This is a genomic window from Providencia sp. wls1943, assembly GCF_009706275.1.
Classification (GTDB): Bacteria; Pseudomonadota; Gammaproteobacteria; order Enterobacterales; family Enterobacteriaceae; genus Providencia; species Providencia zhijiangensis.
This window is the reverse complement of record NZ_WLTU01000017.1, coordinates 72,804-94,638: the sequence shown is the minus strand read 5'-3', so window position 1 is coordinate 94,638 and position 21,835 is coordinate 72,804. Positions and strand designations below refer to the sequence as shown.

The window sequence follows — 21,835 nt, the reverse complement described above, 5'->3', positions numbered from 1 at the left end:
TAAAGCCCTTTTCATAAGTTAAGGAATATTATGCTAGCGCTAATTAGAGCTATCATTGTGATCATATTTACGATTTTTGTGTGTGTAGGCGGTAGTATCTACTGCCTATTTAGCCCACGTAATCCAAGACATGTGATGACGTTTGGTCGTATGTTTGGGCGTTTGTCCCATGTGTTCGGTATTAAAATGATTGACCGCGTTCCGGCAAAAGCGAAGGATTACGGTCCAAGTATTTATATCGGTAACCATCAAAATAACTATGACATGGTCACGATGTCGAATGGTGTTCAACCAAGAACCGTTACCGTGGGTAAAAAAAGCCTTGTTTTGATCCCATTCTTTGGCTTTTTGTATTGGATCACGGGAAATATTTTGATTGATCGTGGCAACCGTTCGAAAGCGCATAACACCATTTCCCAAGTTGCTGAGCAGATTAAATCTCGTAAGATTTCAGTCTGGATGTTCCCTGAAGGAACACGTAGCCGTGGCCGAGGCTTACTGCCATTTAAAACGGGTGCATTCCATGCTGCGATTGCTGCTGGCGTACCAATTGTGCCTGTGTGTGTGTCTACCACACAGAACAAAATCAGCTTGAACCGTTGGAATAATGGTCATGTGATTATTGAAATGTTGGATCCGATTGATACCTCGAAATACTCTAAAGACCAGGTTCGTGAGCTATCGGAATATTGCCATGATTTGATGGAGGCGAAAATCAAAGAGTTAGATAAAGAAGTTGAAGAGTTGAATAAACGCTAGTCTCAATAATTTTACTAAACTCAATGATTTTACTAAGTTTACTGGTATTGACAGAGGGACGTTCATTCAAAACTTCCCTCTGTGTTATTTGGGCTATGTCATTTTCACTGTGAGACTTTTATTACCCTATTCCCGCCGTTACTTAATCTCATCCGTAATTATTACCATTCAAATTTATTATATTTCAATTATTGATACATATATTTTTAGAATTCCATGTCCTTTCGCGATATGATGGCTCGCAAATTTGTCGCAAGATAAATTATTGAATTCCAAATAGTGGTATTACCAGCATGCACCTAAAAATAATCGTATAAGTCACTAATTTATAATGATTTATTAAAATAATTTGCTGGTTTTTATTTAGCGGAGAATCTATGTTATTCAGTCGTTGCCGATCATTGCTGATTAGCGGGTTGGCTGTGTGCTTATTGCAGTTATCAACTTATGCGAGTGCAGAAGGAACGACCGCACTCCCTGTTCCACCGTTGCTAGAATCCCGTTCGGGGCAGCCACTCTTTTTAACATTACAAAAAATCCATTGGTCTTTCGATGGTAAATATTCAGCGGAAGTTTTAGGGATTAATGGTTCTTACCCAGGGCCCACTATTCGCGTAAAAAATGGTGATGATCTCAAGTTAATCTATAGCAATAGATTACCTGATGCCGTTTCAATGACGATCAGTGGGTTGCAGATCCCCGGCACGCAAATTGGCGGTGCAGCGAGACAAATTTCACCAAATGCAGATTGGTCTCCCGTGATCCCTATTCGCCAAAATGCGGCCACGCTTTGGTATCACGCGAATACCCAAGGTAAAATGGGGCAGCAAATCTACAATGGTTTACTGGGAATGTGGATCATTGATGATGATTCCACAAAAGAGTTACGTCTACCGAAACATTACGGCGTAGATGATTTCCCGATTATTATTCAAGACAAACGTTTGGATAATTTTGGCGTTCCTGAGTATCACATGGATGAGAATGGATTCCTCGGGGATACATTAGTGGTTAACGGGGTGCAAGATCCCTATATTGAAGTGTCTCGCGGTTGGGTGCGTTTACGATTATTAAATGCCTCTAACTCCAGACGCTATGTGATGAAAATCAGCGACGGTCGTCCTTTCGTGATGATAGCGTCAGACCAAGGATTGCTCACGGTGCCTGCCAGCGTTCAAGAACTTTCACTTGCACCGGGAGAACGCCGTGAAGTGCTAATTGATATGGCGAAAACGGCTGAACTGACCATTACGGCAGGGGAATCTGCTTCGTTGATGGATCGCGTTAAAGGGTTGTTTGAACCGTCGAATAATTTAATTTCCACCAACATATTAACCATTAAAGCGACGGGATTAATGTCATTGGTGACGGACGATGTTCCAAAACAATTAGTCTTGGATACAACACAAATTACCTCTTCGATTACTAACCGTGATATCCAGCTAAATGATCCTGTAGGTATCAATGGCGTGAAATTGGAGACGGGGCGTGTGGATATTACTTCTCGCCAAGGCAGTTGGGAACGTTGGAATGTGAGTAGCCAACAGCCTCAATCTTTCCACATTGAAGGTGTTCGCTTTAAAGTGATCAACTGTAATGGGCAGCCGGCTCAACCAGATAACTTTGGATGGAAAGATACCGTTTGGATTGATGGGCGCTGTGAGCTACTTGTGCAGATGCTACAACCGTCTTACAACCATTTCCCATTCCTATTTTATAGCCAAAACCTCGAAAAAGCAGATTTAGGCTCGGCGGGGCAGTTGGTTATTACACCTGAAGATGGTAGCAACTAATTGAAAGTCTGTAAAAAAGCCCGCAATTAGCGGGCTTTTTTACTTTGAAAATTAGCTTAATGCTACGCGTATACCGAATGCGACTAGCACCACGCCTAGGACTTTATCCACATATTTTTGTACTTTCGCTAGCCCTTTTCTAACGGGTGCACTTTGAATTAAGCACACTAAAATTGGCCAGTAAATCACTGCAAGACCCCAAATAATAAAGGCGAACCAGAGCTTTTCTGAGAATGTCGAATCCACATTAAGCACTTGAGTAAAAATTGCTAAGAAGAATAAAGTTGCCTTAGGATTTAAGACGTTACACAAGAAACCTTGCATAAAGGCTTTTTTGAATGTGACATGCTCATGCTGATTGGCAGTTAAGTCTACGCCTTGTGCTTTTTGCGGCATTAGGCTTTTAATCCCAATCCAGATTAAATACGCCGCACCAGCATATTTAAGAATGTTAAATAACCATGGTGTTGTGGTGATCAACACGGCAAGCCCAGCCACGCAGTAAGACATATGAAGTGCAATAGCAACGATAATACCGAGGGCGGTCATCATGGCTGCGGAACGTTGGTAACGCGCTGCATTCTTGATAATTAAAAAGAAATCTGGACCCGGTGAGATCATGCCAAGGGCGGCAATCGTCGCGACCATGATACTGGTCTGATACATAATGTAATCTCTTTATTTTAGGTTGAACTAAACTGAGTAATAAGGGACTAAAAGCGTTGTAAATATCGTTTATGCATTGACTTGAGTCGTTCGAGTATAAGGGATTGAGTGGTATTTAAGGAAGATTAAATTTAGTCGACGAAGTATGTCTGTTTCCGTATAGTGTGCACAATTTTTATATTTCGTTTCTAAGGTGGTTAGATGAATATTAGCTTAATCGCAGCAATGGCGTTCGATCAGGTTATCGGCATGGAAAATGCGATGCCTTGGAATTTACCAGGTGATTTGGCGTGGTTTAAGCGTCAAACATTGAATAAACCTGTGATTATGGGACGTGTGACTTATGAAGCGTTAGGTCGTCCTTTACCGCAGCGTGTCAACATTGTTTTGAGCAGTCAAGCAGGCACAGAAACTGGCGTTATTTGGGTTAAATCAGTTGAAGAAGCATTAGAGGCCGCGAAGGCAGTTGAAGGTGCTGATGAAATTATGGTGATTGGTGGTGGTAAGGTTTACCAACAATTCCTGCCAATGGCGAATAAACTCTATTTGACTCACGTGGATGCTGAAGTGATTGGGGATACTCATTTTCCTGCTTACGAGCCTGATGAATGGGACTCTATTTTTACTGAATATCATGAAGCAGACGAAGCGAATAGCCACGGTTTCTGCATTGAAGTTCTGACTCGTCGCGTTTAACCGTCGTTGGTCTAGTCAACAAAAATGGCACTGTTAGGTGCCATTTTGCTATCTATCATGCTGGTTTCTAGAGAAAACACTCACTCTTTGCGACGTTTTTGGTGAGATTTCTGTCTATGGAATGTTTTAGTTTCCCAGTGAAGCAGCGTTAAATCCCCTCCCCAGCAGCAACCCGTATCCATTGCATACACATGTTCTGGTGTAAATTTGCCTTCCAGTGATGCCCAATGGCCAAAGAAAATAGCGTAATCTTCAGGGAATTGACTAGGTAGAGAAAACCATGGCTTCAGTGGCGCAGGCGCTTTAGCTGGGCTCTCTTTGCAGATCATATCCAGTTGCCCATTTGGAAAACAATAACGCAGGCGGGTGAGGGCATTGGTGCTGTAGCGCAAACGCGCTAGTCCCATCAAACTTTCAGACCAATTGTTTGGCATGTCGCCATACATAGAGTCAATAAACAGCGGATAGGCATCGCTAGAAAGCACGGCTTCCACTTCGCGAGCGCACATTTTTGCGGTTTCAAGATCCCACTGCGGCGTAATACCAGCATGGGTCATGACCATTTTTTGCTCTTCATCCACTTGTAAAAGTGGTTGACGACGTAACCAGTTGATTAGCTCATCGATATCGGGCGCATTGAGTAGCTCATCAAGATGGTCTTTAGGCTTATTGCGACTGATTTTGCAGTAGATGCCAATCAAATGTAGGTCGTGGTTGCCTAACACTAGGCGTGCTGATGAGCCTAAACTTTTCACATAGCGTAAGACTTGCAATGAATCGGGCCCACGAGCAACAAGGTCACCCGTTAGCCACAATGTATCTTGCTGTGGATCGAAATTCACGCTATCGAGAAGCTCTCGCAGCTCACGATAACAACCGTGTATATCACCTACAATATATGTGGACATAATTAATTAATCAGTGTTGGGATTGCGAGACGAAATGCAGGAATATCAACATGAAAGTGATTTCCTTGATCGCTCAGCATAACGTAATAGCCTTCCATCGTACCCATTGGCGTTTCTAAGATTGCACCACTGGTATAGCGATATTCTTTGCCCGGTAGGATAACGGGTTGTTCACCCACCACGCCTTCACCTTGCACTTCAGTTTTACGGCCATCACTATTGGTAATGAGCCAGTAACGGCTCATTAGCTGTATAGGAATTCGCCCTAAATTGCGGATACAAATAGTATACGCAAAGACAAAACGAGCAATGTCGGGCTGGGACTGGCTTTCTATGTAGACACTTTGAACTTGGATGCTCACATTGGGATCATTCAGCATAGTGCCTCCTCAGATTCTCTATTCCGATAAATTACACAGATAGTTTGCCATCTTACAATAGTGCTCAACGGAGATATTTTCAGCACGCGTTCCTGGATCGATACCCAGTTCGGTTAACTGCTCAACGCTGAATAAATCCCCAAGACTATTGCGGATAGTTTTACGACGTTGGTTAAATGCTTGAGTCGTAATACGGCTCAATACTTTAATATCCTTCACTGGGTATGGATTTTCCTTGTGAGGGATCAATCTTACTACTGCAGAGTCTACTTTTGGTGGTGGTGCAAAGGCGGTAGGGGGGACTTCAAGCACAGGAACAACATTGCAGTAATATTGCGCCATTACGCTTAAACGACCAAAAGCTTTACTTCCTGGACCTGCCACCAATCGATTAACCACTTCTTTTTGCAACATGAAATTCATGTCGGAAATTTGATTGGTGAATGTAAACAGGTGGAACATCAACGGTGTTGAGATGTTATAAGGCAAATTACCAAATACGCGTATTGGCTGTCCAGCTTGTTTCGCCAGTTCACCAAAATCTACGGTCATCGCATCTTGCTGAATGATGGTCAGTTTGTCTTTCAGTTGTGGATGGACGTGCAGACGAGCGGCAAGATCGCGGTCAAGTTCGACAACCGTCATTTTATCCATGCGGCTACCAACAGGTTCAGTTAATGCACCAAGACCCGGACCAATTTCTACAATGGCTTGTCCTGGTTGTGGGTGCATTGCATCTACAATGCTGTCGATAATAAATTGGTCAGTTAAAAAGTTCTGCCCGAAACGTTTGCGGGCAAGGTGCCCCTGATGGACTCGATTATTCATGAATTCTTTTGTGTCATTTGGATAGCTAATTTCAATGCGGTGATGAAACTGCCCGCATCGGCTTGACCCGTACCTGCTAATTCAAGCGCTGTGCCGTGATCGACGGAAGTACGGATAAATGGCAGACCAAGGGTAATATTTACCGCTCTGCCGAAACCTTGATATTTTAACACAGGTAGCCCCTGATCGTGATACATCGCTAATACGGCGTCTGCATCGGTTAAATACTTAGGTTGGAAAAGCGTGTCTGCGGGTAAAGGCCCGATTAAGTTAATGCCTTGTTTACGTAAGGTTTCTAGGGCTGGAATGATGGTTTCAATCTCTTCCATTCCCATATGTCCGCCTTCTCCGGCATGAGGGTTAAGCCCACAAACATAAATGTGCGGGTTTTCAATGCCAAACTTGGTTTGCAGGTCATGATGCAAAATGGTGATCACTTCATGCAAGCTTTGTTGGGTAATTGCCTCGGAGACATCTTTTAGCGGCAGGTGCGTAGTCGCTAAAGCGACACATAATTCTTGTGTGGCGAGCATCATTACAACGCGGTCGCAGTGGCTTCTATCTGCGAAAAATTCGGTATGCCCACTAAATGGAATACCCGCGTCATTAATAATGCCTTTGTGAACAGGCCCCGTTACGATGGCAGAAAATTCACCATTCAAACAGCCATCACAAGCGCGAGCTAAAGTTTCAGTAACATACTCACCATTACGCACATCGAGTTTTCCAGCTTCTGCCGGTACACTCAGTGAAACGGGAACAATCGACAATTGTCCAGCGACAGAAGTCTGTGGCTGTTTTGCATCATATCCACGTAAGGTTAATGGTAAATTGAGTGTTTTAGCGCGTTGAAGAAGTAGGTCTGGATCTGCGCAAGCCACAAGCTCGACAGGCCATGCCTGCTGAGCAAGTTGGATCAGAAGATCTGGACCTACCCCGGCAGGTTCGCCGGGGGTGATGACGATTGGCTTATTTTGCTTGTTCATCATTAGATTGGCTTTGGCGACCATCAACGATATTCACATAAGCCGCAGCGCGTTGTTCTTGCATCCAAGTCTGCGCTTCTTCGTTAAACTTACGATTGAACAGTAAACGGTACGCTTGATCTTTCTTCGCGGCATCGGTTTTATCGACACTGCGAGTATCTTCTAACTGAATTAAGTGCCAGCCGAAACTTGAAGGTACAGGTTGGCTGATTTCACCTTTTTTCAGTTTCATCAGTGCATCACGGAATGCTGGATCGTAAACATCAGGCATATTCCAGCCTAATTCCCCACCTTTTAATGCACTACCTGGGTCTTCGGAGTTCTCTTTAGCCGCTTCTTCAAATGAAATTCTGCCGTTACGGATCTCTTGAGCCAGTTGAGTCAGTTTTTGTCTTGCCGTTGCATCATCCATAATTGGTGATGATTTCAGTAAGATATGACGCGCTTTCACTTCGGTGACAGAAATTGGCTGGTGAGTATCACCAGTAACGTCATTAACACGTAAAATATGGAAGCCTACACCAGAACGAATTGGACCGACGATATCGCCTTTCTTCGAGTTTTTCAGTTGATCAGCAAAGACCACTGGCAGCTCTTGCAGACGTGACCAACCCATGTTTCCACCTTTCAGTGCTTGAGGGTCAGCAGAGTAAGCAATCGCTAATTTACCGAAATCAGAGCCTTTTTTCAGGTCAGTTAAGATTTTATCAACTAACGATTCTGCTTTTGATAACTGTTCAGGCGTTGGGTTCTCTGGCAGTGGGATCAGAATGTGACTTAAATTTACGCCTTTCTGAGCATTCATTTGAGAATCCATTTGCTCAGCTAATGCATCAACTTCCTGAGGCAAAATGGTGATACGGCGGCGAACCTCGTTGTTACGCACTTCCGCTAACAGCATTTCCTTACGGATTTCGCTGCGGTATTTGCCCATATTGATGCCATCCGCAGTCAGGCGTTTTTCCATCTGCGGTAAGGTTAAATTGTTTTGGCGAGCAATATCCGCGATAGTCGCATTCACGGCTTCTTCAGGGATGTTAATCTGCATTTGGTTAGCCATCTGCAACATGATGTTATCCATAACCAAACGGTCGATGATTTGCTGGCGCAGGGTTTGATCATCAGGAACTTGTTGATTTGCATTACGTGCATTCAACTTCACTGTATTGATCATATTCTGGACGTCGCTTTCAAGTACAACTCCGTTGTTGACAACCGCAGCCACTTTATCCATTTGCTGTGGCGCAGCTAAACTTGCAGAGCTTGCGAACATCAGTCCCAGAATAAGCGTTCTCCAATTCTTCATAATGGTCCTATAAAATTGACTTTTATTCCGCATATGCGGGCTAATCGTGATCGTTATGTTGTTTGTTATCAGAAAGCACGTTGATAAGGAATAATACCTTGTTTCAACATCTCCTGACTACCTAAACTATGATTGTTATTTAGGCCTCTAAGTTCCACGTTGATTGACCATTTATTATCATATTCGCTGTTGAACTTCTCTTTTTGCCAACCCACAATCTTACGTTCATACCCTAAATTCACCGCCCAACAGCAGGCATTGTACTGTAATCCGACAAGCTGGCTGGCGGATTGTTGCTGTTTGGTATCGTAATAATAAGAACCGACAAAGCCCCAGTTATCACTTAATGGCCAACTTACCACGGTGCCTACTTGTGAAATACCTTGTTGGTATTCTGGTAATGTGTAGGTATAACCACCCGCAGTATCTTCACGGCGGAACGTTGCTTGAATATAGTCACGGTCAACAAAACGGTAATTCAGTTGAATCAGTCTATCAGCATCAAAGCGATATTCAGTAACGGCGTTCCCCATGGTGACGCTACCAAGGCGACGGTCATACTGTAATCCACCGCGTACGCCCCAGTTTTCATCAATGTGCCACATGGCATCAGTTGCCCACATTAAGGAGCCAGTATCACTCTTATCATCAATTTTCAGGTTTGAATTACCTGCACGTGGGCGCTCTAAATAGTAAATTTGCCCAACAGAGAAGTTGAATCGCTCTGCTAAGTTGTCATCATAAATACGGGTGGTTAAACCAGTGGTGAACTGGTTCGCAGAAGCAATACGGTCTAAACCACTGTAAATACGGTCGCGGAACAGGCCTGTATAGTCAGACTGTAATAGTGCGGAGTCGTAGTTATTTATATTGTCTTGATCTTTATACGGAATATACAAATACTGGACTCGTGGTTCTAATGTTTGAACAAAATCACTGCCTTGGAATAAGTCACGCTCAAATACCACTTTCGCATCGCTCTTAAACATTGGCAGCACGCGGGTGACATTTTTTTCTAAGCTACTATTTTTTTTGACATCAGGAATATCTTGGTCGTAATGCGTTGCCATCAGCTTGATGCTGTTGTTCATTTGCGCCCAGCCGTTAGACAACGGCATGCTGACTTCTGGCTCGATATGCAAACGTGTCGCATCTGGATTATTTTCCCCTACGCTGGTAAAGCGGGCCGCTTGAGCATAAGTATGGAAATCCAACATACCGACGTTATTTTGGTAATAGTTAAAATCGATTTGCGGTTCAGCTTTATAAGCACGACGGTTCGGGTCATCAACAAAGACTTGGAACTGCTTGTGAGACACTTTCATGTTCCAATTGGTATCCGAATAGCCGACGTTAAATTTCTGCGTGGCATAACCATCAGTGGTGCTACCGTACTGAGAGCTAAAGTCAGTAAAGTATTGGCGGTCACTTACTTTGGTGTAGTCGGCACCAAAGTTCCAGTGCTGAGCAAAGGTACCTGAGTGGCGCCAGTAGAATAACCAACGGTCATCGCTGTCACGAGCATCACGCTTACCATTTTCTTTATCTTTAATATAAGCACGATCGTGATTAATAAAGTCGAATGCTATGGTGCCCGTACCTGGTGTGATTAAATAACGGAATTCATTATTTAATTTAACGCCTCGGTGGGTCATAAATTGAGGTGTGATTGTGGCATCGTAATTTGGCGCGATGTTCCAATAATATGGCAGCGTGAACTCTAACCCGTCGTTGTTTGAATAGCTGCCCATGGGGATTAAGAAACCAGAACGGCGTTTGCTACCAATCGGTAACTGCATATATGGGCTATAGAACACCGGCACATCGGCGATACGGAAACGAGCATGCCAAATTTCTGCGACTTCCTCTTCACGGTCAATAATCACTTCAGAGCCAGCAACGCTCCACGTATTACTTCCCGGTAAACAGCTGGTGAAAGTCCCGTTTTCCATAATGGAATAGCGGTTTTCACCCCGCATTTTCATTTTTTTCGCTTCACCGCGACCTTGACGACCTACCATCATGTAGTTACCGTCATCAACGTCAGTGTTTTTATTATCTAAGTTTGACCACGCGGAAGGGCCTTTCAGGATAATTTGAGGGTCATCGTAATGAACATTCCCCGTCGCCGTCACTTCACGAACCGGTTCTTCACCCGCTTTTTGGGTTTGTGTCAGTTTAACGTTATCTGCTGTGAGAGTCTGGTTGCCCTGCTGAATATCAACGTTACCAGTATATTCGACAAAATTAGGGTATTCCCCTGTGACGTCGTTAGCTTGAATCTCAATCGGTAAGCTATTTGGATCACCAGAGATAATAGGTTTGTCATAAACAGGCACCCCAAGCATACATTGTGCTGCAAGATCAGCATGCGCTTGCTGGCTATAAATAGCCGCCCATACCATGGTGGCGATTATTGTGGGATAACTTTTCTTCATCATTAAATAGGGAGTCCGTCAAATGGGCACAGTCGGCAAACGCTCAAAGACTATCTTAGCCAACCCGTTTTCGCCAGTATAATATCAAAACTGGAATAAACGTAGTTAGCAACTTGTTAGGCTCTTTATCGTTATGCACAAAAGCAGAATGGATAGTATGATAATGCAAAATTGCATTCTGAGCATTGAAGAATTGAGGGATATATGCACTATTGGGGTAAAATTATTGGGGTAATACTCGCTATTGTCTCCGGTTTAGGGTTTTGGGGAGCATTAGCTGGCTTACTGATTGGGCACGGTTTTGATAAGGCTTCGGCTCAACGTAAGTTCGCTGGCGCCTTCAATAAGCGTGACAGACAAATTATTTTCTTCGCGAGTACCTTTCAAATATTAGGGCATTTAACCAAGTCAAAAGGGCGTGTCACCGAGACTGACATCCAGTTAGCCTCGAACCTGATGGACAGAATGCAACTGCACGGAGAAACTCGCAAAGCCGCTCAACAAGCCTTTAGAGAGGGGAAATCCCCAGACTTTCCACTGCGTGATGTTCTTAAACAATTACGTATGGCTTGTTATGGCCGTTTTGACCTTGTTCAGATGTTTCTGGAAATTCAATTACAAGCTGCTTTCGCGGATGGAACCCTACACCCTAACGAAAGAAAAGTGCTATTTATCATCGCAGAAGAGCTGGGTATCTCCAAAATTCAGTTTGAGCAATTCTTAGATATGATCCAAAGCGGTCGCCAGTTTGGTCATGGTTATTCCCAGCAGCAGTCCGGGGGCTATTATCAACAAAATAATGGGCCAACGCTGGAAGATGCCTGCAAAGTACTTGGGGTTGCCGTCGATGATGACCCAACGAAAATTAAGCGAGCGTACCGTAAACTGATGAGCGAACATCACCCTGATAAGCTCGTTGCGAAAGGGTTACCGCCAGAAATGATGGAAATCGCCAAGCAAAAAGCGCAGTCAATTCAGGCAGCTTATGATCTTGTTAAAAAAGAGAAGGGTTTTAAATAACTTAAGCTTTTAAATAATTGAAGCGCTTAAATTGCCTAAGCGCTTCAATAAGATTAAAAATCAGGTGGGCAAGTAAAATGCATTGGTGTGCCATACTCAGGGTGAGTGATATACAGCTCCTGAGCATGTAGCTGCAAACGCGGCGCTAATGCTAAAGCTTCTTCATGGGCATAAAATCTGTCACCAAGAATAGGGTGCCCTAACGCAAGCATATGCACACGTAGCTGATGAGACCGTCCCGTAATTGGCGAAAGTTTGACTCGCGTTGCCTGCTCTTCATATTCTAAAACTTGGTATTCGGTTTGCGCCGATTTCCCCGTTTCAAAACAGACTTTCTGCTTAGGGCGATTCGGCCAGTCACAAATTAGCGGTAAATCCACCAAACCTTCCGGCTTCTCCAAACGCCCCCACACGCGAGCCACATAGTGCTTTTTCGGCTCCCGCTCCCTAAACTGACGCTTAAGCTCACGCTCAGCCGCCTTATGCAGCGCCACCACCATAACACCACTGGTTGCCATATCTAAACGGTGAACAGACTCCGCTGCAGGGTGATCCCGCTGAATACGGCTCATGATGCTGTCATGGTGCTCAGGGGCTTTCCCCGGCACAGAGAGTAAGCCGCTAGGTTTGTTGACTACAATAATATGCTCGTCTTGGTAGAGTATGTGTAGCCATGGTTCCGTAGGGGGATTATAGGGTAACATTTTTTATCCTTCATTCTTCACGCTGTAGCGGTGTTGGCTGCTATCAGCTACCCTAGTCACATACTTGAGTATGCTCCTAGGGATATCTTCATTTGCCGCCTAGCTACAACGCGAATAATTTTGGCTAATAATAGAGATATAAAGTCAAAAGCCAGGCTATAAATATCTACTTTTTGTTCTTCATTCTTCACGCTGTAGCGGCGTTGGCTGCTATCAGCCAGCACCGCTAGTGCCGAGCAACATTCTCTACTGATGCGTGACAACCACTAAGCGGATAGCGTCGAGGCGCCATGAAGCTTGGTCGATGTTGGTCATCAATTGGCGACGCTCTTCCTCGATAATGTCGAGTTCTTCATCACGGATATTTGGGTTAACCGCTTTTAGCGCTTCCAAGCGAGATAGCTCCAGAGTCAGGGCTTTATCCGCCGCTTCTTTAGCATTCTCAATAATGGATTTCGCTTCTTTCTCGACCATCGGCTCAGAGAGGCGTAATACAGAATGCACCTCGTTTTGTACCGCATTGACCAACTTGCTCGCCATATGACGGTTGATGGCATTTAATTGGCGGTTAAAACTCTCAAATTCCACTTGTGAAGAGAGGTTATTGCCTTTTAAATCAATCAATAGACGAACAGGAGTTGCAGGTAAGAAACGGCTGATTTGCAGCTGTTTCGGTGCTTGCGCTTCTACCACATAAATCAGTTCGGTCAACAAGGTACCCACTGGCAACGCTTTGTTTTTCAAAACAGAAACCGCACAGCTACCCGTATCGCCGGATAATACTAAATCTAAACCGTTACGGATAATTGGATGTTCCCAGCTAATAAACTGCGTATCTTCGCGGGAAAGTGCTTGTTCACGGTCAAAAGTGATAGTGCAGCCATCTTGCGGTAACCCTGGGAAATCAGGCACTAACATATGGTCAGATGGCGTGAGGATAATTAAGTTATCGCTCTTATCTTCTTGGTTGATCCCAACGATATCAAACAGGTTCAATGCAAAGTTAACCAGCTCGGTTTCGTTATCACCTTCACCAATCTCTTCGGCTAATTTATTACCTGCTTCACCGCCATTTGAGTGCATTTCCAGCAAACGGTCACGACCTTGCTCTAACTGCGCTTTGAGTGCATCGTGCTCTTCGCGGCAGGTTTTAATAAATTCATCAAACCCGTCAGTGATAGTTGGCTCTGCCATAAACTGCAGCAGTTGTTGGTAATATTTATCGTAAATAGTTCGACCAGTAGGGCAAGTATGCTCGAAAGCGTCTAAGCCTTCATGGTACCAACGGATCAACACAGCTTGTGCGGTGTTTTCCAAGTAAGGCACGTTGATCACGATATCGCGGCTTTGACCAATACGATCCAAACGACCAATACGCTGCTCAAGCAGGTCAGGGTTGAATGGCAGGTCAAACATCACTAATTGGTTAGCAAACTGGAAGTTACGGCCTTCTGAACCAATTTCAGAACACAGTAAAACTTGTGCACCTTCTTCTTGTGAAGCGAAATAAGCTGCCGCGCGGTCACGTTCTAGCAGGGATAGACCTTCGTGGAATACCGCCGCGCGGATCCCTTCACGTTCACGCAGAACTTGCTCAAGTTGCAGTGCGGTGGCAGCTTTGGCACAGATAACCAGTACTTTTTCATGGCGATTCGCGGTTAAGAAGCCCATCAGCCATTCAACACGCGGGTCGAAGTTCCACCAAGTCGCGTTTTCGCCTTCAAATTCTTGATAAATTTGTTCTGGATACAGCATCTCTTTCGCGCGAGTTTCCACATCCTTTTTGGTACCCATAATGCCAGCGACTTTGATTGCCGTTTGGTATTGAGTTGGAAGTGGCATTTTTAAAGAATGCAATTCACGGCGTGGGAAGCCTTTGACACCATTACGGGTGTTTCTAAATAACAGGCGGCTAGTACCGTGTCTGTCCATCAGCATATGGATCAGTTCTTGGCGAGCGGCTTGACTGTCATCGCCTTCAAGATTAGCGGCTTTTAATAACGGCTCAATATCTTGTTCTTTGATAAGCTCGCTGAGCAGGTTTTGTTGGTCATTCGTCAGCTTATCACCAGAAAGTAGCAGTGAAACCGCATCAGCGACAGGGCGATAATTTTCTTGTTCAGCTAAGAATTCTTGGTAGTCATGGAAGCGGCTAGGGTCGAGGAGGCGCAAACGCGCAAAGTGGCTCTCTTGACCTAATTGCTCCGGTGTTGCTGTTAACAGTAAAACGGAAGGAATATGCTCTGCTAAGGTTTCAATCACTTGATATTCACGGCTTGGGGCGGTTTCGCTCCATTGCAGATGATGAGCTTCATCGACCACCATCATATCCCAGCCCGCTTCGACGAGTTGGTCAAAACGCTGTTTATTACGACGAACAAAATCCAGAGAACACAGGACTAATTGCTCAGTTTCGAATGGATTATCGCTGTCGTGTTGGGCTTCGCTGTAGCGGCTATCATCAAACAGGGAGAAACGCAGGTTAAAACGGCGCAGCATTTCCACCAGCCACTGATGCTGTAAGCTATCAGGGACAATAACCAGTACGCGCTCAGCACGACCTGCCATCAATTGTTGATGGATTATCATACCCGCTTCGATGGTTTTCCCTAAGCCCACTTCATCCGCCAGTAAAACCCGAGGGTTGTGGCGTTTACCGACTTCGTTAGCAATATGCAATTGGTGCGGGATCAAACTCGCGCGGATACCACGCAGCCCCGTAGATTGGTGTTTAACTTGTTCGCTTTGGAATTTACGTGCACGAAAACGCAGAGCAAAACGATCCATACGATCGATTTGACCGGCGAACAGTCTATCTTGTGGCTTATTAAACGTTAGCTTGCTATCAAGGAACACCTCTCTCAGGCTGACATCCGTTTCTTGGGTGTCTAAACGCGTTCCTGTATAGGTCAATAACCCTTTATCTTCTTGAATACTTTCAACTTTTAGCTGCCAACCTTCGTGGCTGGTGATGGTATCACCTTCGTTGAACATCACTCGGGTAATTGGGGCATCACTACGTGAGTACAGTCGATTTTCTCCAGTGGCAGGGAAAAGCAACGTCACCATACGGGCATCAATAGCCACGACGGCGCCTAACCCAAGTTCGCTTTCTGTGTCGCTGATCCAGCGTTGACCAAGAGTAAATGGCATAGGTTTAATTTAATTCCATAATTTTGATTGTTTATTTTTAGATGTTTAAGACAACTAACCGGTGTCTTTGCCCAGTGTTGATATAACGGTTATATACCAAGGGTGATGCGAAATTTTTTAATCGTTTTGCCGTTTGGCAATTATAGCTCTTTTCTCTTTCGAGTCGCGTTGCTCGAATTATGATGAGTATAGCCGATTTTCTCGCCAAGCTGTGCGTATAACAGGTCGAGATATCAAAGGGGCGTTATATTAATTCAACATTCGCTTATCGTCACCTGTTAAAAATGCGGCAATTGTAATAAGAATTGTACAATTCTCGCTGTTCGTTAGGCTTTAAAACAAAAGATTAATTTGCCCTGTCAAAATGGCGTCAAACTCATCTTGCAGAAATGGCAGAATTCCATCGGCGATAGGTTTGATTTGCTTAAGAATATAATGCTCATAGTCAGGCTTCGCAGTCACGGTCTCTAATGGCTCAGGACCCGCTTGAGTGATGATATAACTGATCCACCCCCCATTTTGATATTGTAATGGGCGCTTTAATTGCAAATTGTACTCATCGGCTTGACGTGCGGCTCGTACATGAGGTGGCACATTACGTTGATAATCTGACAATTTACGCCGTAGCCGCTTGCGGTAAATCAAGCGATCGTCATATTCTCCAGAACGGATGGCATGAATATAATCGCGAATAAATTCCCGATAAGGCTGGCGATAAAAAATGCGCGTATACAGCTCTTTTTGGAAGTTTTGAGCGAGGGGCGTCCAGTCAGAGCGAATGGTTTCTAAGCCCTTAAAAACCATCGTATCTTGGCTTAAACCCGCATAGCGTTTCTTACTACCTTGGTCTGTACCTCTAATTGTTGGCATCAAAAAGCGCCGATAATGGGTTTCATACTCAAGTTCGAGCACGCCATCAAGTTGCCACTCTTCTTTAAGATGCTGTTTCCACCAATTATTCACATGGTCACGCAGTTGATAACCCACTTTTTGAGCTTGTTCATCGGTGTGGGGATCTCGCAGCCAAACGAAGGTGGAGTCGGTATCCCCATAAATCACCTGATATCCTTGGGATTCAATCAACTGTTTGGTAATTCGCATAATTTCATGACCGCGCATGGTAATTGACGCGGTTAATCGCGGATCAAAAAAGCGGCATCCATCGGCACCCAAGACCCCCGCAAAAGCATTCATAATAATTTTGAGGGCTTGAGAAAGTGGGGCGTTTTTTTGTTGTTTGGCTTTATCACGACCTTGCCAAATGTGGCTAACAATATCGGGTAAGCAATGGGTCGTACGGGAAAACCAAGCACCGCGAAACCCTTCAACAGAGTGTTCAGATTCTGGGTGTGCAAGCCCTTCAATCATGCCTGCAGGGTCGATTAAAAAGGTGCGAATAATTGAGGGATACAGGCTTTTGTAATCAAGCACCAAAACGGAGTCATACAAACCCGGCTGAGAATCCATGACAAATCCACCGGGATTTAGCTGAAACTTTTGCTCACAGAGCGTAGGGGCAACAAACCCTAAGCGGTGTAGCCGAGGAATATATAAATGGGAAAAGGCGGCTACTGAGCCTCCCATGCGATCGGCGGCGAGCCCCGTGACCGTCGAACGCTCTTGCAAGAACGCCATTAAATCGGTTTTCTCAAAGATGCGATGCACCAAAATACAGTCTTGAATATTGTAATGGGCGAGGGCGGGTTTATCGTGAGCAAAGCGGCGGTTAATTTCATCCATGCGATCATAAGGGGTATCGATGGCTTTCCCTTCCCCAAGTAGCTGCTGAGCAACGGACTCCAAACTGAATGAACTAAAACTCCATGTTGCCGATTTTAACGCATCAATACCATCGATAATTAAGCGACCTTCAGCGGAGGCAAAAAAAACGCCTTGCTTAAAGCCGTGTTCTCGCCATTCGAGTTTTTTCCCTTGCCGACCGAGTAACAGGGGGATTCCATAGCGCTCCGCATGCTTTTGTAAGACTTGCAAATCAAACTGGATCAGGTTCCAGCCGATGATGGCATCGGGATCATATTGCTGAATCCAGTCGTTTAATTGTTCGAGTAACTGAGGGCGACTGTTTGCGTACACTAGCCGATGTTCATTGTTGAGGGCTGGACCTTGTTCAGGTCCCAGCATAAACACGACATTATCACCGCAGCCAGATAACCCAATCGAGTAAAGCTCTCCATGTTGGCTAGTTTCAATATCGAGGGAAACGGCGTGTAGTGTCGGGCGATAACCTTCACAGGGTTTGAGTTGATATTTTCCCTGATGATTGCGAGAAAACCACACGGGAGCGGTAATAAAGCGCTCCATTAAATAACGCTCACAAGGGCGAATATCGGTTTCCAGCAGCTCAACACCTAGCGTTTGGCAGTTTTTATCCAGATTTTGTAATTGACGATATTGCTGGCAATAGATGGCATAGACTTTTTCGCGTTTAAAATCCCGCAGTTCAACGGCGCGATAACTGATATCGGCTTGCCCTTCAATTAAATGGCGTACGAGCGGAAACTTGGATTCAGGTAAAAAACCGACCGCTTGCTGATAGGGAACAATAACTTTTTGCGGTTGATTATCCGTAAGTAACCAATAGCTTACCTCGACACCGTATCGGGTATCTCGCCAATGGCGGCTAAGAATAAAGCCTTTTTCAGCGGGGGTATTTGACTGAGGCATAAAGGAAACTCGCGTAAATAATCTGCAAATTAATATACGCGAGTAGTGGGAATTTATACAGTATTATTTATCGAGCTAATAATTAGAAATGCCCAATAATGCAGAAGCGTCGGTTTTGCCTTGTAACAGTGTTTCAGTATCGCCGTCATACACAATCGCGCCATCGGCAACCACTAAGCTGCGAGGGGCGATTTGTAGTGAGTCTTCAATACTATGGGAGACCATCAATAACGTGATGGATTTATTAACGCAAATGTCATTGAGTAATTGCAGCATTTCACTGCGCAGCGCAGGGTCAAGGGCGGAAAACGGTTCATCCAGCAATAAAATCGGTTGATTGCGAATGAAACAGCGGGCGAGCGCGGCTCGTTGACGCTGCCCACCGGATAATTGCGCCGGTGTTCGGTCTAAACAGTCGGTTAAACTAACTTGCTGTGCCATTTGTTCGACGTCAGCCATTTGTGATGAGCTGAGCCGTAAACTAGGTTGTAGACCTAATCCAATGTTCTGCCTAACCGTCAGATGAGCAAACAGGTTATTTTCTTGAAATAACATGGACACAGGGCGCTTAGCTGGAGGCGTAAATGTATGGTTTTCATCATTTAAGGTGATAGTGCCGCTGCGAGGAAATTGAAACCCACTAATTAGGCTGAGCAGCGTGCTTTTGCCTGCGCCACTGGGACCCATTACGGCAACTCGTTCCCCCTGAGCGACCGCAATATCAAAATGCATATTCAGGCTATCGTATTGATAATCTAGATTTTGTAATTCAATCATGAGTTTTTCCCGATAGGCGTTCGAGTAAGCTAAACAGGCAGAAACAGAGTAATAGCAATAACATTGCGGTCACTGCGCCGTCATTGGTTCGATAAGCCCCAATTTGCTGATAAAGATAGTATGGTAGGGTGCGGAACTCTTCATTTCCGAACAAGGCAACCACACCAAAATCCCCAATTGAAATCACACAAGCGAATGCCAAAGCTTGGGCGATAGGTTTGCGTAATGCACGCAATTCAATGATTTTAAATCGGTTAAAACCGGTAATTTCGAGTGATTGGCATAACGGGTTATAGCGTTGAGCCAGATCTCGCATAGGGTTATCCAGCACTTTGAGCGCGTAAGGGATCGCAAGTAAGGCGTTAGTCATGATCACCAACGGATAAGGTGTTTCGGGTATTCCAATGGTTTCATTGAAAAAGATAAAAAAGCCTGTCGCCAGCACAATGCCCGGCATCGCCAGAATAATCAGCCCGCTTAGCTCAATAGCTTGTCCAAGTTTTAATGCATTTCTTAAACGCAGTTCACGGCTACTCCACAGCAGCATTAGCGTGAGGATCACACACAGAACCCCCGCACAGAGTGCAATAAACAGCGAGGTGGACGTGGCTTGCCATAGGGCTGATTGCTGTAAAACATCCAGTAATTGACCGTTGAGTCCATCAACAATAACGGCTAATAACGGCGGGATTAATAGCAAAATCGCTGCTGCGATCACCAGCCAGTCACGTAGACGGCGAAACAGGTTATCGGCAGGATCAAACCACGATGTTTGATGGCTAAACCCAACGGAAAAAGCATGGTTAATACGTTGGCAAATAAGCATTAATCCCACGCAGCATCCCAACTGAATCAACGCAAGCAGTGTGGCACGCCCTAAATCAAAGTCATAGCTTAGTGCTTGGTAAATTGCGAGTTCGATAGTGGTCGCTGCGGGGCCGCCACCCAGAGCGAGTACCGTCGCAAAGCTGGCAAAGCAAAGCATGAAAATCAGCGCCCCTGTTGGCAACATCTGACGGCGTAAATAAGGCCACTCTAGAATGGTAAATTGTTGCCACTCATTAAACCCAAGTTGAGCGGCACTTTGTCGTTGTTCAATCGCAATATTTTCAAGGGATTGAAGTAACATACGGGTGGCGAGCGGCATATTGAAAAAGATATGCGCCAACAAAATGCCCCGCAGACCATAAGGCGAAAATTGATAATCTACGCCGAGCCATAGGCACAGTTTTGCTAGCCATCCGGTTTGCCCATATATCGACAAAATACCGAAAACAGCGACGAGAACCGGCAAGACTAAGGTCATTGCACACAGGCGGAGCAACAGTGAGCGTCCCCAAAAGCGCCGACGATACAGAGCTCTTGCAAGAAAAATCGCGGGAATAATAGAAAAAATCGCGGAAAGTAATGCCTGCCAAAATGTAAAGCCGATGACATGCCATAAATAATCGTCGTCGATTATCTCACTGAGGGAAATTTCAGGGGCGAAAAACCACAGTGCCCCAAAAGCAAGTAGGGCAACGACGATTAAAAGACCGGAGGCTATCACCCCCGGTAATAAGGTTAAATTGATTAACGACTGACGGCGGTTTGCCATAAACGCGTCCACGTTTGACGTTCTTTAGCCACTTCCGCCGCACTAAATTGCAGAGATTTAGCAGGCAGCGGTAGCACGTTATACACTTCAGGCAACGGCATATCGATAACTGGATACATCCAGTTGGTGGTCGGTAATGTGCCTTGGAATTCAGGGGTTAACATAAACTGTAAGAACTGTTTTGCCAGTTCAGGCTGCGGGCTGTGTTTCAATCTTGCGGCCACTTCGACTTGCATATAATGCCCTTCATCGAACAGTGCCGCTGCGTAGTTGTCTTTCTTATCATTTAAAATTTGATAACCCGGCGAGGAGGTGTAGCTCAGGACAAAATCCCCCTCGCCTTTTAAGAACAAGCCATAAGACTCGCTCCAGCCTTTGGTTACGGTCAGTGTTTTGGCCGCCATTTTCTTCCATGCATCGGCAGATTTATCGCCGTAGATTTTCTCAATCCACAACATTAATCCTAAACCAGGGGTGCTGGTACGTGGATCTTGGTAAATGATTTTCCAATTATTTTTGCTATCAAGCAGTTCATCCATGCTTTTTGGCGGTTGTTTGATTTTATTGGTGTCATAGATAAAGGCGAAATAGCCATAATCATAAGGAATGAATGTTTTGCTTGTCCATTCGATAGGTAATTTAAGCGCATCCGTTTTGATATCGGCAGGGGCAAATAATCCTGTTTTTTCTGCGGAATCGAGTAAGTTGTTATCTAACCCTAAGATAATGTCGGCTTTGCTTTTGGTCCCTTCCATACGTAGGCGATTCAGTAGTGCAACACCATCCCCTAGAGAAACCAGTTTTAACTCACATTCGCATTGTGCTTCGAAATTCTTTTTGATTTGCGGGCCTGGGCCCCATTCCGCAGCAAAGGAATCATAGGTATACACCGTCAACGTTGGTTTTTCGGCAGAGGCGAATGCAGCGAAACTTAAGGTGGTTAAAGCAATGAGTGAGGTAAAGAGTTTATTTTTAGTCATTGTAATTCCTGCGTAAATCATAAAAAAACACAGGATTTGAGGAGGGACCGATACAATAATTTGTAGGCGGTAGCTCAAATCCCTACGCCGGTATTAGCCGGATCAGGTTCTACGGGTTATTTCTCAGCCCAAATTGGCACCCCGTTGAGACGCAGACTA

General features: G+C 44.9%; 17 protein-coding genes and 1 riboswitch. Of the genes, 4 read left to right on the top strand and 13 right to left on the bottom strand.

Features of this window, described 5'->3' with window-relative positions; all coding sequences use genetic code 11:
• Positions 1-30 precede the first annotated feature (30 nt).
• Positions 31-759: a 1-acylglycerol-3-phosphate O-acyltransferase gene (locus GKR48_RS07920; RefSeq protein WP_154627682.1), complete on the top strand. Its 729-nt coding sequence runs from the start codon at positions 31-33 to the stop codon at positions 757-759.
• Between the two features lie 377 nt (positions 760-1,136).
• Entirely contained in the window at positions 1,137-2,552 is a 1,416-nt protein-coding gene (gene ftsP / locus GKR48_RS07915; protein WP_154627681.1) for a cell division protein FtsP, read from the top strand.
• Positions 2,553-2,603: 51 nt separating this feature from the next.
• Here ftsP and GKR48_RS07910 read toward each other — a convergent pair whose 3' ends face one another.
• Positions 2,604-3,218 carry a LysE family transporter gene (locus tag GKR48_RS07910; protein WP_154627680.1) on the bottom strand — a complete coding sequence of 205 codons (615 nt, stop codon included), beginning with the start codon at positions 3,216-3,218 and terminating at the stop codon, positions 2,604-2,606.
• A gap of 201 nt (positions 3,219-3,419) precedes the next feature.
• Here GKR48_RS07910 and folA point away from each other — a divergent pair, with 201 nt between their 5' ends.
• Positions 3,420-3,914, top strand: coding sequence for a type 3 dihydrofolate reductase (gene folA / locus GKR48_RS07905; protein ID WP_036956287.1), 495 nt, complete (start codon positions 3,420-3,422; stop codon positions 3,912-3,914).
• A gap of 80 nt (positions 3,915-3,994) precedes the next feature.
• Here the strand turns inward: folA and apaH are convergent, their stop codons facing one another.
• The 6 genes from apaH to lptD all read right to left on the bottom strand — a co-directional run bounded on the left by apaH (position 3,995) and on the right by lptD (position 10,760).
• Positions 3,995-4,822, bottom strand: a complete 828-nt coding sequence (gene apaH / locus GKR48_RS07900) for a bis(5'-nucleosyl)-tetraphosphatase (symmetrical) ApaH (RefSeq protein ID WP_154627679.1) — start codon at positions 4,820-4,822, stop codon at positions 3,995-3,997.
• A 2-nt stretch (positions 4,823-4,824) separates the two neighbouring features.
• Positions 4,825-5,202: a Co2+/Mg2+ efflux protein ApaG gene (gene apaG / locus GKR48_RS07895; protein WP_036956291.1), complete on the bottom strand. Its 378-nt coding sequence runs from the start codon at positions 5,200-5,202 to the stop codon at positions 4,825-4,827.
• Between the two features lie 18 nt (positions 5,203-5,220).
• Entirely contained in the window at positions 5,221-6,030 is an 810-nt protein-coding gene (rsmA, locus tag GKR48_RS07890; protein WP_036956293.1) for a 16S rRNA (adenine(1518)-N(6)/adenine(1519)-N(6))-dimethyltransferase RsmA, read from the bottom strand.
• Positions 6,027-7,019 carry a 4-hydroxythreonine-4-phosphate dehydrogenase PdxA gene (pdxA, locus tag GKR48_RS07885; protein WP_154627678.1) on the bottom strand — a complete coding sequence of 331 codons (993 nt, stop codon included), beginning with the start codon at positions 7,017-7,019 and terminating at the stop codon, positions 6,027-6,029. Before pdxA ends, rsmA begins: the two co-directional genes overlap by 4 nt.
• Positions 7,000-8,322, bottom strand: a complete 1,323-nt coding sequence (gene surA, locus GKR48_RS07880) for a peptidylprolyl isomerase SurA (protein WP_154627677.1) — start codon at positions 8,320-8,322, stop codon at positions 7,000-7,002. The genes pdxA and surA overlap by 20 nt, the downstream gene beginning before the upstream one ends.
• A 68-nt stretch (positions 8,323-8,390) precedes the next feature.
• A complete protein-coding gene (lptD, locus tag GKR48_RS07875; protein WP_195848236.1) occupies positions 8,391-10,760 on the bottom strand; it encodes an LPS assembly protein LptD in 2,370 nt (789 codons plus the stop codon).
• A 204-nt stretch (positions 10,761-10,964) separates the two neighbouring features.
• Here lptD and djlA point away from each other — a divergent pair, with 204 nt between their 5' ends.
• Entirely contained in the window at positions 10,965-11,780 is an 816-nt protein-coding gene (gene djlA / locus GKR48_RS07870; protein WP_154627675.1) for a co-chaperone DjlA, read from the top strand.
• A gap of 53 nt (positions 11,781-11,833) precedes the next feature.
• Here the strand turns inward: djlA and rluA are convergent, their stop codons facing one another.
• The 6 genes from rluA to thiB form a co-directional block, all read right to left on the bottom strand.
• Positions 11,834-12,484: a bifunctional tRNA pseudouridine(32) synthase/23S rRNA pseudouridine(746) synthase RluA gene (rluA, locus tag GKR48_RS07865; protein ID WP_154627674.1), complete on the bottom strand. Its 651-nt coding sequence runs from the start codon at positions 12,482-12,484 to the stop codon at positions 11,834-11,836.
• A 246-nt stretch (positions 12,485-12,730) separates the two neighbouring features.
• Entirely contained in the window at positions 12,731-15,637 is a 2,907-nt protein-coding gene (gene rapA / locus GKR48_RS07860; protein WP_154627673.1) for an RNA polymerase-associated protein RapA, read from the bottom strand.
• Positions 15,638-15,970: 333 nt separating this feature from the next.
• Complete coding sequence (locus tag GKR48_RS07855) at positions 15,971-18,322, bottom strand: DNA polymerase II (RefSeq protein ID WP_154627672.1); 2,352 nt, start codon at positions 18,320-18,322, stop codon at positions 15,971-15,973.
• 75 nt (positions 18,323-18,397) lie between these two features.
• On the bottom strand, positions 18,398-19,099 hold the full coding sequence (gene thiQ / locus GKR48_RS07850) for a thiamine ABC transporter ATP-binding protein ThiQ (protein ID WP_154627671.1): 702 nt from the start codon (positions 19,097-19,099) through the stop codon (positions 18,398-18,400).
• Positions 19,092-20,696, bottom strand: a complete 1,605-nt coding sequence (gene thiP, locus GKR48_RS07845; RefSeq protein WP_154627670.1) for a thiamine/thiamine pyrophosphate ABC transporter permease ThiP — start codon at positions 20,694-20,696, stop codon at positions 19,092-19,094. The genes thiQ and thiP overlap by 8 nt, the downstream gene beginning before the upstream one ends.
• On the bottom strand, positions 20,672-21,676 hold the full coding sequence (gene thiB / locus GKR48_RS07840) for a thiamine ABC transporter substrate binding subunit (protein WP_154627669.1): 1,005 nt from the start codon (positions 21,674-21,676) through the stop codon (positions 20,672-20,674). Before thiB ends, thiP begins: the two co-directional genes overlap by 25 nt.
• A gap of 61 nt (positions 21,677-21,737) precedes the next feature.
• Positions 21,738-21,830, bottom strand: a riboswitch (TPP riboswitch).
• Positions 21,831-21,835 lie beyond the last annotated feature (5 nt).

Excerpts from the sequence above, each read along its gene's own strand:
- rluA (WP_154627674.1), bottom strand. The coding sequence starts at position 12,484 with ATGTTACCCTATAATCCCCCTACGGAACCATGGCTACACATACTCTAC.
- ftsP (WP_154627681.1), top strand. The coding sequence starts at position 1,137 with ATGTTATTCAGTCGTTGCCGATCATTGCTGATTAGCGGGTTGGCTGTG.
- apaG (WP_036956291.1), bottom strand. The coding sequence starts at position 5,202 with ATGCTGAATGATCCCAATGTGAGCATCCAAGTTCAAAGTGTCTACATA.
- pdxA (WP_154627678.1), bottom strand. The coding sequence starts at position 7,019 with ATGATGAACAAGCAAAATAAGCCAATCGTCATCACCCCCGGCGAACCT.
- GKR48_RS07920 (WP_154627682.1), top strand. The coding sequence starts at position 31 with ATGCTAGCGCTAATTAGAGCTATCATTGTGATCATATTTACGATTTTT.
- thiB (WP_154627669.1), bottom strand. The coding sequence starts at position 21,676 with ATGACTAAAAATAAACTCTTTACCTCACTCATTGCTTTAACCACCTTA.
- surA (WP_154627677.1), bottom strand. The coding sequence starts at position 8,322 with ATGAAGAATTGGAGAACGCTTATTCTGGGACTGATGTTCGCAAGCTCT.
- GKR48_RS07855 (WP_154627672.1), bottom strand. The coding sequence starts at position 18,322 with ATGCCTCAGTCAAATACCCCCGCTGAAAAAGGCTTTATTCTTAGCCGC.
- folA (WP_036956287.1), top strand. The coding sequence starts at position 3,420 with ATGAATATTAGCTTAATCGCAGCAATGGCGTTCGATCAGGTTATCGGC.
- rapA (WP_154627673.1), bottom strand. The coding sequence starts at position 15,637 with ATGCCATTTACTCTTGGTCAACGCTGGATCAGCGACACAGAAAGCGAA.
- lptD (WP_195848236.1), bottom strand. The coding sequence starts at position 10,760 with ATGAAGAAAAGTTATCCCACAATAATCGCCACCATGGTATGGGCGGCT.
- apaH (WP_154627679.1), bottom strand. The coding sequence starts at position 4,822 with ATGTCCACATATATTGTAGGTGATATACACGGTTGTTATCGTGAGCTG.
- thiP (WP_154627670.1), bottom strand. The coding sequence starts at position 20,696 with ATGGCAAACCGCCGTCAGTCGTTAATCAATTTAACCTTATTACCGGGG.
- rsmA (WP_036956293.1), bottom strand. The coding sequence starts at position 6,030 with ATGAATAATCGAGTCCATCAGGGGCACCTTGCCCGCAAACGTTTCGGG.
- djlA (WP_154627675.1), top strand. The coding sequence starts at position 10,965 with ATGCACTATTGGGGTAAAATTATTGGGGTAATACTCGCTATTGTCTCC.
- thiQ (WP_154627671.1), bottom strand. The coding sequence starts at position 19,099 with ATGATTGAATTACAAAATCTAGATTATCAATACGATAGCCTGAATATG.
- GKR48_RS07910 (WP_154627680.1), bottom strand. The coding sequence starts at position 3,218 with ATGTATCAGACCAGTATCATGGTCGCGACGATTGCCGCCCTTGGCATG.